The 14,911-nt window shown below is 72.9% G+C and carries 14 protein-coding genes; 5 read left to right on the forward strand and 9 right to left on the reverse strand.

Annotation, left to right across the window (positions count from 1 at the left end):
* Nucleotides 1-27: 27 nt before the first annotated feature.
* The 7 genes from ACFXPX_RS03010 to ACFXPX_RS03040 all read right to left on the reverse strand — a co-directional run bounded on the left by ACFXPX_RS03010 (nt 28) and on the right by ACFXPX_RS03040 (nt 5,704).
* The gene (locus ACFXPX_RS03010) at nt 28-360 is read right to left on the reverse strand and encodes a WXG100 family type VII secretion target (protein ID WP_380639383.1); all 333 of its coding nucleotides are present in this window, start codon (nt 358-360) and stop codon (nt 28-30) included.
* 150 nt (nt 361-510) lie between these two features.
* Nucleotides 511-831 (reverse strand): DMT family transporter, encoded by a 321-nt coding sequence (locus ACFXPX_RS03015; protein WP_375894509.1) that lies wholly within the window; start codon nt 829-831, stop codon nt 511-513.
* A gap of 7 nt (nt 832-838) precedes the next feature.
* The gene (locus ACFXPX_RS03020) at nt 839-1,546 is read right to left on the reverse strand and encodes an HAD family hydrolase (RefSeq protein ID WP_380525192.1); all 708 of its coding nucleotides are present in this window, start codon (nt 1,544-1,546) and stop codon (nt 839-841) included.
* Between the two features lie 64 nt (nt 1,547-1,610).
* Nucleotides 1,611-2,696, reverse strand: coding sequence for an ABC transporter ATP-binding protein (locus ACFXPX_RS03025; protein WP_375894514.1), 1,086 nt, complete (start codon nt 2,694-2,696; stop codon nt 1,611-1,613).
* Nucleotides 2,697-2,727: 31 nt separating this feature from the next.
* Nucleotides 2,728-3,537 carry an ABC transporter permease gene (locus tag ACFXPX_RS03030; protein WP_375894617.1) on the reverse strand — a complete coding sequence of 270 codons (810 nt, stop codon included), beginning with the start codon at nt 3,535-3,537 and terminating at the stop codon, nt 2,728-2,730.
* Nucleotides 3,537-4,526 carry an ABC transporter permease gene (locus ACFXPX_RS03035; protein ID WP_380525191.1) on the reverse strand — a complete coding sequence of 330 codons (990 nt, stop codon included), beginning with the start codon at nt 4,524-4,526 and terminating at the stop codon, nt 3,537-3,539. The genes ACFXPX_RS03030 and ACFXPX_RS03035 overlap by 1 nt, the downstream gene beginning before the upstream one ends.
* A gap of 8 nt (nt 4,527-4,534) precedes the next feature.
* A complete protein-coding gene (locus tag ACFXPX_RS03040) occupies nt 4,535-5,704 on the reverse strand; it encodes an ABC transporter substrate-binding protein (RefSeq protein WP_375894520.1) in 1,170 nt (389 codons plus the stop codon).
* Nucleotides 5,705-6,103: 399 nt separating this feature from the next.
* Here ACFXPX_RS03040 and ACFXPX_RS03045 point away from each other — a divergent pair, with 399 nt between their 5' ends.
* Nucleotides 6,104-6,883, forward strand: coding sequence for a GntR family transcriptional regulator (locus tag ACFXPX_RS03045; RefSeq protein ID WP_375894522.1), 780 nt, complete (start codon nt 6,104-6,106; stop codon nt 6,881-6,883).
* Between the two features lie 60 nt (nt 6,884-6,943).
* Here ACFXPX_RS03045 and ACFXPX_RS03050 read toward each other — a convergent pair whose 3' ends face one another.
* Complete coding sequence (locus ACFXPX_RS03050) at nt 6,944-8,533, reverse strand: TauD/TfdA family dioxygenase (protein ID WP_380639385.1); 1,590 nt, start codon at nt 8,531-8,533, stop codon at nt 6,944-6,946.
* A 299-nt stretch (nt 8,534-8,832) separates the two neighbouring features.
* On the opposite strand from ACFXPX_RS03050, the gene ACFXPX_RS03055 reads away from it, so the two are divergent.
* Entirely contained in the window at nt 8,833-10,473 is a 1,641-nt protein-coding gene (locus tag ACFXPX_RS03055; protein ID WP_375894528.1) for an APC family permease, read from the forward strand.
* Nucleotides 10,474-10,525: 52 nt separating this feature from the next.
* Here the strand turns inward: ACFXPX_RS03055 and ACFXPX_RS03060 are convergent, their stop codons facing one another.
* Nucleotides 10,526-11,605 carry a pyridoxal-phosphate-dependent aminotransferase family protein gene (locus tag ACFXPX_RS03060; protein WP_380525188.1) on the reverse strand — a complete coding sequence of 360 codons (1,080 nt, stop codon included), beginning with the start codon at nt 11,603-11,605 and terminating at the stop codon, nt 10,526-10,528.
* A gap of 175 nt (nt 11,606-11,780) precedes the next feature.
* On the opposite strand from ACFXPX_RS03060, the gene ACFXPX_RS03065 reads away from it, so the two are divergent.
* The 3 genes from ACFXPX_RS03065 (at nt 11,781) to ACFXPX_RS03075 (ending at nt 14,844) form a co-directional block, all read left to right on the forward strand.
* On the forward strand, nt 11,781-12,872 hold the full coding sequence (locus tag ACFXPX_RS03065) for an amidohydrolase family protein (RefSeq protein ID WP_380525187.1): 1,092 nt from the start codon (nt 11,781-11,783) through the stop codon (nt 12,870-12,872).
* Between the two features lie 113 nt (nt 12,873-12,985).
* Complete coding sequence (locus ACFXPX_RS03070) at nt 12,986-13,663, forward strand: uracil-DNA glycosylase (RefSeq protein ID WP_380525186.1); 678 nt, start codon at nt 12,986-12,988, stop codon at nt 13,661-13,663.
* Between the two features lie 215 nt (nt 13,664-13,878).
* Complete coding sequence (locus tag ACFXPX_RS03075) at nt 13,879-14,844, forward strand: SCO1860 family LAETG-anchored protein (RefSeq protein WP_375894537.1); 966 nt, start codon at nt 13,879-13,881, stop codon at nt 14,842-14,844.
* Nucleotides 14,845-14,911 lie beyond the last annotated feature (67 nt).

Below are 14,911 nucleotides of genomic sequence, written 5' to 3' on the forward strand. Positions count from 1 at the left end.
CCCGCCCCGCCCGGGGGCGGCGGCCGGTCACGGGGTCAGGCCCTTCTTGACGTGGTTGTCGGCGTCGGTGTGGTTGTCGGCGTGGGCGTTCAGTCCCTCGCCGATGCTGGTCAGGCCCTTGACCAGGACGTCGAGCGCGGCGAGTACGTGGTCGTGCGGGGTGTTGTAGGCCGCCGCGAACTCGTTGCCCTGCTTGTCGCCGCCCCACGGGCTGCCCGCGTCGGCGAGGCTGCGCTTGAGCTTGTCGAGCGCGTCCTTGAGTGCCTTGCTCTGGTTCTCGAAGGTCGGCGCGGCGTCCTTCAACTGCCCCGGCCGGATCTTGAACTCCGGCCCGCCGGCCTTCGCTGCGTCATCACCCACGGCATCGTCCCCCGTACTGTCCGTTCGTCAGAAAAGCGCGAAGGACAGGACGGAGGGGACGGCCGACGGGGTTTCAGTGAGGCGGCGTGAGGTGGGTCACTTGACCGCGCGGTCCCCCGGCAGTGGCGGACGGCCCGGGCCGGGGGGTGGTCAGTGGCCGCCCTTGAGGTTGAGGACGACGACTCCGACGATGATCAGGGCGATGCCGAGGATCTGCACCTTGCCCAGTGATTCGCCGAAGGCGACCACGCCGATTCCGGCGACCGCGGCCGTTCCGGCGCCCGACCAGACGGCGTAGGCGACGGAGACCGGGATGTGCTTGAGGGCGCGGCCGAGGAGGTAGAAGGACAGCGCGTAGCCGACCCCGACGCCGAGGCTGGGCCAGAGGCGGGTGAAGCCCTCGGTGAGTTTGAGGCAGCTGGTGGCGCAGACCTCGCTCAGGATGGCGAGGGCGAGCAGGACGTAGGGCATGTCGCTGTCAAACGGCCGGGGCGGTGGAGAGCTTCCCCAGCAGGGCCAGGTCGGCGCGCTCCAGGCTGTCCAGCAGGGTGATCCGCCGGCCGTCGGGCATCGGGACGGCGCTGGAGGGGACGGCGAGCACCGCGCAGCCGGCCGCGGCGGCGGAGGTGACCCCGGTGGGGGTGTCCTCGACGGCGACGCAGGTGGCCGGGTCGAGGCCGAGCCGCTCGGCGGCGGCCAGGTACGGGTCCGGCGCGGGCTTGGTGCGGGGGGTGTCCTCGGCGGCCATGGTGACGGCGAACCAGTCGCGGCCGATGGAGGACAGGACGAGGTCCACCACCAGGCGCGGGGAGGCGGAGACCAGCGCGGTGGGCACCTGTGCGTCGCGCAGGGCCGCCAGCAGGGCGAGCGCGCCGGGGCGGGGCACCGTCTCGGCGGCGACCTTGGCGGCGAAGGACTCGCCGAGCACCGTGGCGAGCTCGGCCTCGGGACGGCTGGTGCCGCTGACCCTGTGCAGGTGGGCGGCAGTGTGCTCGACGGCCTGGCCGAGCACCTCGGGGGCGTCCTGGTCGGTGAGCGGGTGGTCCAGCTCCTCGGCGAGTTCGGCGGCGGCCTTCCACCACAGCTGCTCGGTGTCGACCAGGGTGCCGTCCATGTCGAAGAGGACGGCGGCGGGGAGGGGGACGGGGGCGGAGGGAGTGGGAACGGGCGGGACGGTTTCAGGCATGGCGGTACCTTCGGTGGTTCTTCTGAGGGTGCAGAGGCGGTAACGAGGATCCCAGACGGGCCGCTCAGGCGGTGCGGCGGTCCACCAGTACCGGGCGCTCCGGCAGGGTGAGCTCGGCGCGCGCGCCGGCCGGGAGGGCGGCGGCGGCCTCGGTGGGCAGGTCGGCCTTGACCTCGGTGCCGTCGTCGAGGCGGACGGTGAGCCGGGTGACGGCGCCCAGGAAGGACGCGGTGACCACCTGGGCCGGGCCGGTCGCGGACGGGGTGAGGACGACGTTCTCCGGGCGGACCAGCACCTGGAGTTCGCCGTCGGCGGGCGCCGTGCCGTCGACCGCGTGCCGGCGGCCGAGCACCTCGACGCCGTCCGGGGTGCGGGTGCACGGGATGCGGCTCATGGTGCCGACGAACTCGGCGACGAAGGGGGTGGCCGGCCGGCCGTACAGCTCGGACGGGGTGGCGCACTGCTCCAGCTTCCCGGCCCGCAGCACGGCGACCCGGTCGGCCATGGACAGCGCCTCCTCCTGGTCGTGGGTGACGAACAGGGTGGTGATGCCCAGCTCCTGCTGGAGGCGGCGGATCTCCTCGCGCAGCTGGAGGCGGACCTTGGCGTCCAGCGCGGACAGCGGCTCGTCCAGCAGCAGCACGCGCGGCTGGAGGGCGAGGGCGCGGGCGAGCGCGATGCGCTGCTGCTGGCCGCCGGACATCTGGTGCGGGTAGTGCTCGGCGCGGTGCGGCAGGCCGACCAGTTCCAGCAGCTCCTGGGCGCGCTTGCGGCGCTCGGCCTTGCCGGTGCCGCGCATCCGCAGCCCGAAGGCGACGTTGTCCAGCGCGGTCAGGTGCGGGAAGAGGCTGTACGACTGGAACACCATGCCCGCGTCGCGCTTGTGGGCGGGGATCGAGGTGATGTCCTGTCCGTCGACCAGCACCTCGCCGGAGTCGTGCTGCTCGAAGCCGGCCAGGATGCGCAGCGCGGTGGTCTTGCCGCAGCCGGACGGGCCGAGCAGGGCGAGCAGTTCACCGGGCCGGACGGTCAGGTCCAGACCGTCGAGGGCGGTGGTGGCGCCGAACGCGCGGCGCAGCGAGCGGAACTCGACGGTGGCGCCGCCGGCGGCGGTCGCGGCCCGGGAGGCGGTGGCGGTGGCCGTGGTCATGGCTGGTAACTCCTGGAGAACGGGGGGTGGTTCAGGACCGGGCGGCCTTGCGGCCGCGGCCGACGGCGGACATCAGCAGCAGGACGAGCCAGACGATCAGCAGGCTGAGCATCGACACCGCGACGGACATCTGGCCGTCGCTCTTGCCGTTGGAGTTGATCCACACCGAGAAGGGGCCGAAGCCGAGGATGGAGGCGGTGGTGAACTCGCCGAGCACCAGGGCGACGGTGAGCACGGCGCCGTTCAGCAGCGCGCTGCGCAGGTTCGGCAGGACGACGGTGAACACCGCGCGCAGCCAGCCGGCGCCGCAGTTGCGGGCGGCCTCGACCAGGGTGACCACATCCACGCCGCGCAGTCCGGCGTCGATGGCCCGGTAGGCGAACGGCAGGGCCATCAGCACGTAGGCGATGACCAGGACGATCGGGAAGTCCGGGTTCTGGATGGCCACCATGGTCTGGAAGAACGGGGTGTCCTGGAGGTAGTCCGGGCCCCAGCGCAGCACGCCGATGATGCCGGTGGTGAGGGCCACCACCGGGACGACCAGCGGCATCGAGCACATGACCTCGATGACCGGGCGCAGCTTCGGCGCGCCGAGCCGGGCGGCGAGCACCGCGGGGACGAGCAGGAGCAGCAGCACCGCCACGGTGACGACGGCCAGTTCGAGGCTGAGCACCAGGCTGTCGGTGAAGCCGGGGGCGTTCAGCAGCTCGGTGTAGGCGCGGAAGGTGGTGCCGTTCTTGTGGTCGTCGACGCTGAAGACCACCGACGAGACCAGCGGCACCGCGAAGTAGATCCCGCAGAGCAGCAGGACCAGGCCGCGGCCGAAACGGATGCGATTGATCAGGCGAGCCACTTGGCACTCCGGCGCTGAAGGGGCAGGTACACGGCCATCACCAGGCAGGCGACCACGATCATGTCGAGGCCGAGGGCGAGGGCGAGGTTGCCCTGGCCGACCAGGACGTTGCCGGACAGCGCGTCGCCGATCTGCATCGAGATCAGCGGCACCGAACTGCCCACCATGGCCTCGGCGGTGGCGTACGCGGCGAAGGAGGCGCCGAACAGCAGCACGAAGCCGCCGAGCAGCGAGGGCAGCAGGACGGGCAGCGCCACGTGCCGCCAGTACTGCAGGCCGGTGGCGCCGTTGTTGTACGCGGCCTCGCGCCACTGGACCTTGAGGCCCTCCAGAGCCGGGGTGATGGTGATGACCATCAGCGGCACCAGGAAGTACAGGTAGACCACGGACAGGCCGGAGAAGGTGTAGAGGTTCCAGCCGTGCGCGGTCAGGCCGAGCTTCCTGGTGACCTCGCCGGAGTTGCCGAGGGTGGCGACGAACATGAAGGCCAGCGGGACGCCGCCGAAGTTGGCGAGCACGCCGGAGGCGGACATCACGGCCTCGCGGAAGGCGCGGAACCGGGAGGTCGCCACGGCCTGGGCCAGCGGCAGGCCGACCACGGTGGCGATCAGCGCGGTCAGCAGGGAGAGCTTCACGCTGCCCCACAGGGCCGTCCAGTAGGCGCCCTGGAGCGAGCCGGTGAGGTTGTCGAGGGTGAAGGCGCCGCCGCCGTCGGGGGCGTCCGAGGAGGTGGTGAAGGCGCCGATGACGATCGCGACGGCGGGCAGGCCGAAGCCGATCGCGAAGAAGAGGATCAGGGGGAGGGCGGCGAGCCAGGCGCGGCTGCCGCGGGCCCGGCGCGCGGCCGGGCGGGGGGCCTCGGTGTGCACCGTGGTGGCGGTGACCGGGGCCGGGGCGGGGGAGACGGGGCCGGGGGCGCCCCCGCCGCTCTGGGCGGCGGAGGCGCTGGCCGGCACCGGGGTGGGAGCCGTAGTCATCAGTCAGATCAGCCCGAGATCGCCTTGGCCCAGTTCTCCGTCACGACCTTCTTGGCCGCGGTGGTCTGGTCGTCGGTCGGGAAGGTGGTGAAGGGCTTCTCGATGGCCGGGAGCTTGGCGGCGGCGGCCGCGTCCAGGGTGCCCGCGGCCTTCATGGCGTCGAACAGGGCCGGGGTGGCGTAGCCGCCCAGGTAGCCGTTCTGGCCCTCCGCGCTGTAGAGGTACTCCTCCCACAGGCGGGCGGCGGCCGGGTGCGGCGCGTCCTTGTTGATGGCCTGGTTGTAGAAGCCGGCGTAGATGCCGTCGGACGGGATGCTGACCTGCCAGTCGATGCCCTTGTCCTTGAACTTGTCGGTGTAGCCGGCGTTCAGGTAGGACCAGTCGACGCTGATCGGGGTCTCGCCCTTCTCGATGGTCGCCGGGGTGACCTCGACCGGGTTGAAGTTCCCGGCCTGCTTGAGCTTGCCGAAGAAGTCGATGCCGGGCTGGATGTTGTCCAGCGAACCGCCGTTGGCCAGGGCGGCGGCCATGACGGCGCTGTACGCGGCGTTCGCCTTGGTCGGGTTGCCGTTGAGCGCGACCATGCCCTTGTACTCGGGCTTGAGCAGGTCGGCGAAGGTCTTCGGGCAGGCCGACACCTTCTTGGCGTCGCAGGCGATCGAGACGTAGCCGCCGTAGTCGTTGTAGCTCAGACCGTTGGCGTCCTTCATGGAGGCCGGGATCTTGTCGAAGTCGGCGACCTTGTAGGGGGCGAACAGGCCCTGCTTGCCGCCGGAGGTGGCGAACGCGGCGCCCAGGTCGACCACGTCGGGGGCGCGGTCCTGGCCCTTACGGGACGTGATCGCGTTGATCTCGTCCTGGCTGGAGCCGTCCGGGTTCTCGTCCTCGATGTCGATGCCGTACTTCGCCTTGAAGCCGTCCATCAGCTTGCCGTAGTTCGCCCAGTCGCGCGGCAGCGTGATGACGTGCAGCTTGCCTTCCTTCTTGGCGGCGGCGACCAGGGCGTCCATGCCGCCGAAGTCGGCGGCCGAGGTGGCGGTCTTGGCGCTCTTGCCGCCCGCGGCGTCGCTGCCGGACTTCGCGGTGGAGGAGCCGGCGGAACCGCAGGCGGTGAGGGACAGCGCGGCGGCGGTCAGGACGGCCGCGAAGGCGGCGGAGCGGGCACGGTGCACGGACACGGGTCAGTCTCCTGATCGGGTGTACTGCGAAGGGGGTGCTGCACGGGAGTGGTGTCCGATCTGATCGGGGGATCGATCGTGCGAGTGGCCGGGGCGCGGATCCGTCGGTGGCCCGTCGGGAGATCCGTCGGGGTTCCTTGCCGCGTTCGTCCGGTATCCGTTCGGAACCGTCCGAGTTGACTAGCCAACTTCGCTGACGGAGGTAAGTAACCCGAAGTTCGGTGACGGGAAGGTGAACGGACGGCCCAGAACCGGGGTCGGCTGCGGGAACGGTGGAATCCGGCCATCGGTGCGTGATCCGTTCGGTGCGATGCTCGAACGGCGCAGCGGGATAAGGTCGGGCTGTCCGTGCCGGTACGGCTGCGCTGGACACCGCCCCTGGAGGGTCAATTGAGTGACGTGGCAGTAGAGCCCGGGCGCCCAGTCGAGCGCACGGCCGGAGCCCTGTACCGCAAGGTGGCCGCAGATCTGCGCGAGGCCATCACCACCGGCGCGTACGGCGAGGCCGGCCGGCTGCCCGCCGAGGGCGCGCTGGCCGAGCAGTACGGGGTCTCCCGCGGCACCGTCCGCCAGGCGCTCGCCGTGCTGCGCTCCGACGGGCTGGTCACCTCCCGCCGCGGCACCCGACGGGTGGTGCTCGGCGGCGCCCGGGTGCAGAGCTTCTCGGAACTGCTCAGCTTCACGCACTGGGCGTACTCGATGGGCGAGGAGCCCGGCGGCATCCTGGACTCCCTGGTGCGCCGACCGGCCGACGCGGCCGAGCGCGAGCAACTGCGGCTGGAGCCCGGCGCCGAGGTGTACGTCACGGTCCGGCTGCGGACGCTGTCCGGCACCCCGGTGATGGTCGAGCGGACGATCTACCCGCCGCGGGTCGGCGAGATCGTCGCCGAGCTGCCGCCGGACGTCGTCTCGCACACCGAGGTGCTGCGCGAGCACGGCATCCTGTTCACCGACGCCGACCACACCATCGACATCGTCGCGGCCAACGCCGAGGACGCCCGACTGCTCGGCTGCCGCCGGGGCGGCCCGCTGCTGCGCGAGCGGCGGCGCACCACCGACCCGACCGGCACGCCGGTGGAGTGGTCCCAGGACCGCTACCTGCCCGGCACGGTGGCGTTCAGCGTGCACAACTCGCTGGCCACGTCGGCGCTTTCGCGGCACGCCCGGGAGCTGGACTGAGCTCCCGGGCGTCGTTCGGGGTTCCTGCGCGTCCTACGTGTCCTGCGCGTCCTGCGCGTCCTACCGCATGAGCGAGGCGAGCAGCGGGCGGTAGTGCTCGAAGTCCGGCGTCCGCAGGCCCGGCTCCTTCGCCTGCTCGTCCCACCGGCGCACGGCCACCGCGTGGACGGCGCCCGGGAGTTCGGCGAAGGCGGCGGCCTCCTCGGCGTCCATCGGGCCGCCCTGGACGGTGAGGGTGTACTCGGAGGCCTCGGAGAGCCGGGCGCGGTAGCCGGGCTCGACCGCGCACAGGTAGCGCTTGGCGGCCACGTGCAGCCGGACCGGCTCGGTGACCTCCGGGCCGAACCAGGCGGCCAACCGGTCGGCGCCGGTGTGGCTGTGCCGGTTGTCCTGACCTTCCATCAGATCCCGTCCGTGCAGCGGGCCGTGGCCGTGCTCATCAAAGAAGTGTCCGACGTCGTGCAGCAGGGCCGCGGCGACCAGGTGGCCGGGGGCCCCGGCGGCCTCGGCGGCGGCCGCGGCCTGGAGCATGTGCTCGGCCATGGTGACGGCCTCGCCCAGGTACTCCCCGGCGCCCTCGCCCGCGAACAGCCCGGCCAGTTCGTCCAGGGCGGCGGTGCGGCGGTGCAGCACGGCGAGGGTGCTGTGCAGGGAGTCCAGGTCCGCGTAGCAGCCCTGGAGGTGCCGGTGGCCGTCCTGCTGGAAGGCCGTACGGGCGTGCAGCAGGCGGGTGTTGTCGAAGACCAGGCAGTCGCCCGGGCCGAGCCGGAAGGTCAGCTGGAGCTCGGGGCGCAGGGTGATCGCGGCGAAGCGGCGGTAGGCGGCGTAGAAGGCTTCCCGGTCGTCGCCGCGGAGGGTGCCGATCGAGCGGTTGTTGAACCGGACCTCGCGGATCCGGCCCAGTGGGTCCACGTCGATCAGCGGGCGGTCGGCGCGCAGTTCGGTGCGGCGGTCGCGGAAGACGAAGGGGACGGGCGTGCGGGTGAGCGTCGCGAAGTGCTCGGGGGCCTCGTCCCGGAGGATCGCGGCTGCCTGGAAGCCGTCCACCAGGCCGGAGTCGCCGCCGGTCGCCGAGTTCTCCAGGCAGTGCAGCAGCTGGAGGGTCGGCACCGGGTCGCGGTACGGGTTGTCGGTGTGCGGGGCGATCGTCCTGTTCGTGAACGCGAGGTTGTTGGGGTCCGGCTCGACCCGGACGTCGAACAGCTCGCCGTAGTTGGTGACCCGCACGTAGCCGAAGCTCTCGGCCACCCGCAGCACCTGCCGCTCCACGGTGGGCACCCCGCGCAGCACCGCGAAGCCGCTGCGCCGGACGGCGGCGAGGACGGCGGCCTGCTCGGCGGGGTCGGTGAGGTAGGCCTCCCAGTCGGCCTCGGGGATGCCGCGGGCGAAGTCGGCGGCCGTCCAGAGCCGCTTGTCCTGCTCGGTGCGGCCGTCGCCGCCCGCCGGCTCGGCCAGCCAGGCGAGCGGGTAGCGGGAGCGGTGGCTGTCGGACCAGAGCACCTCCAGGTGGCCGTCGGCCTCCGTGCTCGCGGCGATCGCGAGGTCCGGCGGGAGGTCGTCGATCTGGAACAGCTTCTGGCCGTTGCGCGGGTCCCGGCAGTCGGCGCAGGGGCAGTTGTCGCGCAGCCAGTACGGCGGCAGCTCGGTCACGGTCTCCTCCTCGGCGGTAAGTTGTCTAGCCAACTTCGGCTCTGGGCGGAGCCTGCCGGTCCCCGGTGAGTTCCGCGTGCCGGTCGGATGAACGCCCGGGGAACTGTGTCGGGGGGAGTGACCGAAAACCGTTGGGGCGGGGCCGGGCCGGGCGGATGGTGCCGCGCCGACCGGCGGCCAGGTGCCGTCCGCTCCGGCCGTTCGGGTGAGGGGGCGTGGGGCGCGGCGCGTTTCTCGGTGGGTGCGGATGCCGCTGCGGCACTGTCGGGGGGATTCCCCGAGGTGAGAGGCGTGGCGCCATGGCCCATTCCAATACGACGGCATCGCCCCCCACGGGGCACGGCGGGCTGAAGCGCGAGGTCGGCGTCGCCGGGCTGCTCTTCGCCTCGGTCGGCGCGATCATCGGCTCCGGCTGGCTGTTCGGGGCGCAGAAGGCGGCGGTGGCGGCCGGGCCCGCCGCGCTGCTGTCCTGGGGCATCGGCGCGGTGGCGATCGTCCTGCTGGCGCTGATCCATGCCGAGCTGGGCGGACTGTTCCCGGTCGCCGGCGGCACGGCCCGCTACCCCCACTACGCCTTCGGCGGCTTCGCCGGGATGTCCTTCGGCTGGTTCACCTGGCTCCAGGCCGCGACCATCGCGCCGATCGAGGTCCAGGCGATGATCAACTACGCCCGGCACTGGACCTGGGCGGACGGCTTCCTCAACAAGGACCTGACGCTGACCGGGACGGGCTTCCTGGTCGCGGCCGTGCTGATGGGCGTGTTCGTCGCGATCAACTTCCTCGGCGTCCGGCTCCTCGCCCACACCAACAGCGTGGCCACCGTGTGGAAGGTCGCGATCCCGATCCTGGCGATCTTCGCCCTCGGCATCCAGGACTTCCACGGCTCCAACTTCACCGTGCACGGCTTCGCCCCGGACGGCGCCAAGGGCGTGCTCGCCGCGATCAGCACCAGCGGCGTGATCTTCGCGCTGCTCGGCTTCGAGCAGGCCATCCAGTGGGCGGGGGAGAGCCGCAACCCCCGCCGGGACATCCCCCGGGCCGTCCTCGGGTCGGTGGTGATCGGCACGATCATCTACGTGCTGCTCCAGGTGGTGTTCATCGGCGCCCTGCCGCCGGAGACCTTCGCCGGGGGCTGGGCCAAGCTCGACTACCCGGGGATCAGCGGCCCGTTCGCGGGCCTCGCCACGCTGATCGGCCTCGGCTGGCTGGCGACGATCCTGTTCATCGACGCGGTGATCTCGCCCGCGGGCACCGGGCTGGTCTACATCACCTCCAGCTCCCGGGTCACCTACGGCCTCAGCCGCAACGGCTACGCGCCGCAGGCCCTGCAGTACACCGACCGCAACTCGGTGCCCTGGCTCGGGCTGCTGATCGCCTGGGTCGCCGGGGTGGTCTGCTTCCTGCCGTTCCCGAGCTGGCAGAAGCTGGTCGGCTTCATCACCTCGGCGGTGGTGCTGATGTACGCGGGCGCGCCGCTGGCCTTCGGGGTGCTGCGCAAGCGGCTGCCCGGGATGGAGCGCTCGTACCACCTGCCGGCCGGCACGGTCATCTCGCCGATCGCCTTCGCGGTGGCGAGCCTGGTCATCTACTGGTCCGGCTGGGACACCCTGTGGCGCCTCGGGCTGGCGATCCTGATCGGGTACGCGCTGCTCGGCGGGTACTCGGCGTACGCCGCCTCGAAGGGGGTGCCGAACGCGCCGCGGATGGACTTCAAGGCCGGGCAGTGGCTGCCGGTCTACCTGGTCGGGATGGGGATCGTCTCCTGGCAGGGCACCTTCGGCGTGGGCGCCCAGGGGAACCTGCCGCTGTGGTGGGACATCGGGGTCGTGGTGGTGTTCTCGCTGCTCATCTACTACTGGGCGCTGTCCGTCGCGCTGCCGGCGGAGGAGATCGAGCGGAACATCCGGGGCGTCGAGGTGGTGGACGCGGGCGGGCACTGAGCGCAGCCGGGAGAACGGCCCCCGAAGCGATCCGGGGGCCGTTCGGCGTTTCCTAGGCGGCGGCCTTCCACGCCGCCCCGGCCGCCTCCAGCGCCGCGTCGGCGTCGCCCCCGGTGGCCGTGGCGAGGGCGGTCAGGCAGGCCCGGACGGTGTCCAGCGAGGCCGCCGTGCCGTAGTGGTTGACGCGGAGCATGGAGGCCGCCAGCGCCCCGCCGCCGGGCTGGACGGGCAGCGCCGGGTCGAGGGCGGCGGCGAGCTCGGCGGCGTGCACCCCGGCCGGGGTGCGCAGGGTGGTGGCGACCGGAGCCGCGGCGGCGTCCTGGTGGACGTACGGGCTGAGCGTGCCGAGGGCGCGGGCGCCGGCCCGGGTGGCGGCCGAGGCGGCGCGGTGCCGGGCGATCACGGTGGGCAGGCCGTCGGCGGCGATCCGGTCCAGGCAGGCGCCGAGCGCGAGCATCTCCAACTGGGCCGGGGCGTGCGGCAGTACGGTGCGGCCGGCGTCCGTCCAGCGCTCCTTCCAGTCCAGCAGGGACAGGTAGGAGCGGCGCGGGGCGGCCGGGTTGGCGGCGATCCGCTCCCAGGCGCGCTCGGAGACGGAGACGGCGGAGACCCCGGCCGGGCCGCCCATCGCCTTCTGGCCGCCGATCACGCACAGGTCGATGCCCCACTCGTCGGTGAGCAGCGGCTCGGCGGCGACCGAGGCGACCGCGTCGAGCATCAGCAGGGCGCCGTGCGCACGGACCACGGAGGCGATCCCGGCGACCGGGTTGGTGTTGCCGGTGGCGGCCTCGGCGTGCACCAGGGAGACGAAGTCGATCTCCGGGTGGCTCTCCAGCGCCTCGCCGACCTGCTCGGGGCTCACCGCGCTGTCGAAGGGCACCGCGAGGTCGACCACCGTCGTCCCGCAGGAGCGCAACCAGTTGCCGAAGGTCTGGCCGTACGGGCCGGTGACGATGTTGAGCGCGGTGGAGCCGGGGTGCGCGGCGCCGCGGATCGCGGCCTCCAGCGGCAGCAGGGCCTCGCCCTGGGTGACGATGACGTCGGCCCCGGTGTGCAGCAGCGCGGCAACCTGGTCCTCGATCGCCGCGAACCCGGCGGCGCTGAGCGGGGGGAGGTCGAGGAAGGAACTCACGCGCCCGCCTCGCTTCGCTCGGCGAGGGCGTTCGCCCACGCGCTCCTCTTGACGGTTCGCTCGCTGCGCTCTCTCACGGCTTCACGGCCTTTCACGGGGCGGGTGGTGGGTGCGGCAACGAGTCTGCCGCATGCGTGCCGGTGGCAGGGAACGCGCCCGTCGGTAGAGTGCGGCCATGACTGAAGGTGCGGTGCTGCACGTCCGGGGCCGGGTGCTGGTCGGTCCGGAGGAGGTCCGGGACGAACTCTGGGTGGTGGACGGCCGGGTGAGCTTCACCCGACCGCCGACCGCCGGGGACGTCCGGACGGTGACGGGCTGGGTGCTGCCCGGCCTGGTGGACGCGCACTGCCACGTCGGCCTGGACGCGCACGGCGCCGTGGACGCCGAGACCAGCGAGAAGCAGGCGCTCACCGACCGTGACGCGGGCACCCTGCTGATCCGCGACGCCGGCTCGGCCGCCGACACCCGCTGGATCGACGGGCGCGAGGACCTGCCCCGGATCATCCGGGCCGGCCGGCACATCGCCCGCACCCGCCGCTACATCCGCAACTACGCCCACGAGATCGAGCCCGGGGACCTCGCCGCCTACGTGCGGGCCGAGGCCCGGCGGGGCGACGGCTGGGTGAAGCTGGTCGGCGACTGGATCGACCGCGAGCGCGGCGACCTCGCCGCCTGCTGGCCGGGCGACGCGCTCGCCGAGGCGATCGCGGCGGCGCACGAGGAGGGCGCGCGGGTCACCGCGCACTGCTTCGCGGCGGAGTCGCTGCCGGACCTGCTGGCGGCCGGGATCGACTGCGTCGAGCACGCCACCGGGCTGACCGAGGAGCTGATCCCGGCCTTCGCCGAGCGCGGGGTGGCCATCGTGCCGACCCTGGTCAACATCGCCACCTTCCCGCAGCTGGCGGCGGGCGGGGAGGCCAAGTTCCCGGCCTGGTCGGCGCACATGCGGCGGCTGCACGAGCGCCGCTACGACACCGTGGGCGCCGCGCACGACGCGGGCATCCCGGTGTTCGTCGGCACCGACGCGGGCGGTTCGCTCGCCCACGGGCTGGTCGCGGACGAGGTGGCGGAGCTGGTGAAGGCGGGGCTGAGCCCGGCCGAGGCGCTGTCGGCGGCGAGCTGGGGCGCACGGGAGTGGCTCGGGCGGCCGGGGCTGGAGGAGGGCGCTCCGGCGGACTTCGTGGTCTACGAGGAGGACCCACGGGCGGACGTCCGGGTGCTCGCGGACCCGCGCACGGTGGTGCTGCGGGGGCGGCCGGTGGGGTGACCGGGCGCGGCGGTCGGCGAGGCGGTGGGCGGCCCGGTGGCTGCTCCCGGTGATCGTTCGCGGTGACCCTCCGTGGTGACGCCCTGTCGGTATCGGCCGATAGGGTGACGACCATGGCACCGCGTCCACTGAATGAGATCGTCGAGCCCGGCTGGGCCACCGCACTTGAACCCGTCGCCGGGCAGATCGCCGCGATGGGCGACTTCCTCCGCGCCGAGATCGCGGCGGGCCGCACCTACCTGCCGTCCGGACCGAACGTGCTGCGGGCGTTCCAGCAGCCGATCGCCGACGTCCGGGTACTGATCGTCGGGCAGGACCCGTACCCGACGCCCGGCCACGCCGTCGGCCTGAGCTTCTCGGTGGCACCGGACGTCCGGCCGATCCCGCCGAGCCTGATCAACATCTTCCGGGAGTACGGCACCGACCTCGGCCTGCCGCAGCCGTCCAACGGCGACCTCACGCCCTGGACGCAGCAGGGCGTCCTGCTGCTGAACCGGGCGCTGACCACCCAGCCGCGCAACCCCCGGGCCCACAAGGGCAAGGGCTGGGAGGCGGTCACCGAGCAGGCGATCCGGGCGCTGGTGGCGCGCGGCGGTCCGATGGTGGCGATCCTGTGGGGCAGCGACGCCCGCAACCTGCGGCCGCTGCTGGGCACCATCCCGACGGTGGAGTCGGTGCACCCGAGCCCGATGTCGGCCGACCGCGGCTTCTTCGGCTCGCGGCCGTTCAGCCGGGCCAACGAGCTGCTGGTGCGGCAGGGGGCGCAGCCGGTGGACTGGCGGCTGCCGTAAGGGAGTTGCTCCCGTAGCAGATCCCGGTCAGTGCCGGACGTCAATCTCACCCCAACGAGTGAAATGACGTTCCGTGAGGCTCATGTGACGGATCGTTTGAGAAGACTGGCGGCTCATCGTTTCACCTGTGTGGGGGTCTCGCCATGTCTTCCCGGTCCTTCCGGTCTTCCCAGCTGTCCCGGCCGTCTCGCCGAATCGTTTCCGCATCCGCCGCCGTGGCGGTGAGCACGCTGCTCACCGCCGGGCCCGTCCAGGCCGCGCCGGCCACGACCGGGTCGACCGCCTCCGCGCCGGCCACGACCGCGCCCTCGTCGGGCAAGGCCCGAGCCGTCACCGCCGAGGTCGCCCTGGACGTCAGCTTCCTGAACAAGGCGGTCGACGTCCCGGTGGACATCGCGCTCAACAAGGTGGAGACGCCCGAGCAGAGGGACGGCTCGGTGCTGACCGCCAAGGTCGCGGGCGTCGACCAGAACGGCCCGGTCGAGCTGGTCAAGGCGGACATCGGCACGTCCGTCACCCGGGTCGACGCCAAGGGCGCCACCGCCTCCGTCAAGCTGGTCAACGCCGACGTGCACGCCCCCGGCCTGCCCGCCACCGCGCTGCTCGGCCTGGAGGCGATGAGCGCCGAGGCCACCTGCCCGGTCGACGGGCAGCCGACCGCGAACGTGGTCGCCCCCGCCAAGCTGACCGTGCTGGGCAAGCCCGTCACCGTCGGGCTGTACGGCCCGACCAAGGTGGACGTGCCGCTGGTCGGCAGCGTGTCGGTGGAGTTCTCCAAGAAGAGCACCACCACGACCACCGCCGCCGCCTCGGCCCTGGAGGTGCAGGTGGAGGTGAACCCGCTCAACCTGAACGTCGCCAAGGTCACCGGGAAGATCACCGTCGCCTCGGTCAGCTGCGAGAAGCCGTCCGGCCCCGCCGCCACCGGCACTCCGAGCACGCCGGGCACCCCGAGCGCCGTGCCGACGTCCGCGCCCGCCGCCCAGCCGGTCGCGGACGCCGGCACCTCGCGCGCCGCCGTGCCGCAGGCGGCGGTGGAGAAGCCCGAGCGGCTCGCCACCACCGGCGGCAGCAGCGCCACCGGCCCGCTGGCCGCCGGGGCCGCCGCCCTGGTCGCGGGCGGTGCGGCCGCGCTGTGGGCCACCCGGCGCCGCCGGGCCGCGCACGCCCGTCGCGGCTGAGCACCCGCAGCGGTGCGGGGTGCCACGCCCGGCACTCCCGCACCGTGACCGTGCCGATGCGGACGGT

It is taken from the genome of Kitasatospora sp. NPDC059146 (assembly GCF_042786665.1).
Taxonomy (GTDB): Bacteria; Actinomycetota; Actinomycetes; order Streptomycetales; family Streptomycetaceae; genus Kitasatospora.

Coding starts and splice junctions, on each gene's coding strand:
- ACFXPX_RS03055 (WP_375894528.1), top strand. CDS start 8,833: ATGGCCCATTCCAATACGACGGCATCGCCCCCCACGGGGCACGGCGGG.
- ACFXPX_RS03070 (WP_380525186.1), top strand. CDS start 12,986: ATGGCACCGCGTCCACTGAATGAGATCGTCGAGCCCGGCTGGGCCACC.
- ACFXPX_RS03025 (WP_375894514.1), bottom strand. CDS start 2,696: ATGACCACGGCCACCGCCACCGCCTCCCGGGCCGCGACCGCCGCCGGC.
- ACFXPX_RS03035 (WP_380525191.1), bottom strand. CDS start 4,526: ATGACTACGGCTCCCACCCCGGTGCCGGCCAGCGCCTCCGCCGCCCAG.
- ACFXPX_RS03065 (WP_380525187.1), top strand. CDS start 11,781: ATGACTGAAGGTGCGGTGCTGCACGTCCGGGGCCGGGTGCTGGTCGGT.
- ACFXPX_RS03020 (WP_380525192.1), bottom strand. CDS start 1,546: ATGCCTGAAACCGTCCCGCCCGTTCCCACTCCCTCCGCCCCCGTCCCC.
- ACFXPX_RS03015 (WP_375894509.1), bottom strand. CDS start 831: ATGCCCTACGTCCTGCTCGCCCTCGCCATCCTGAGCGAGGTCTGCGCC.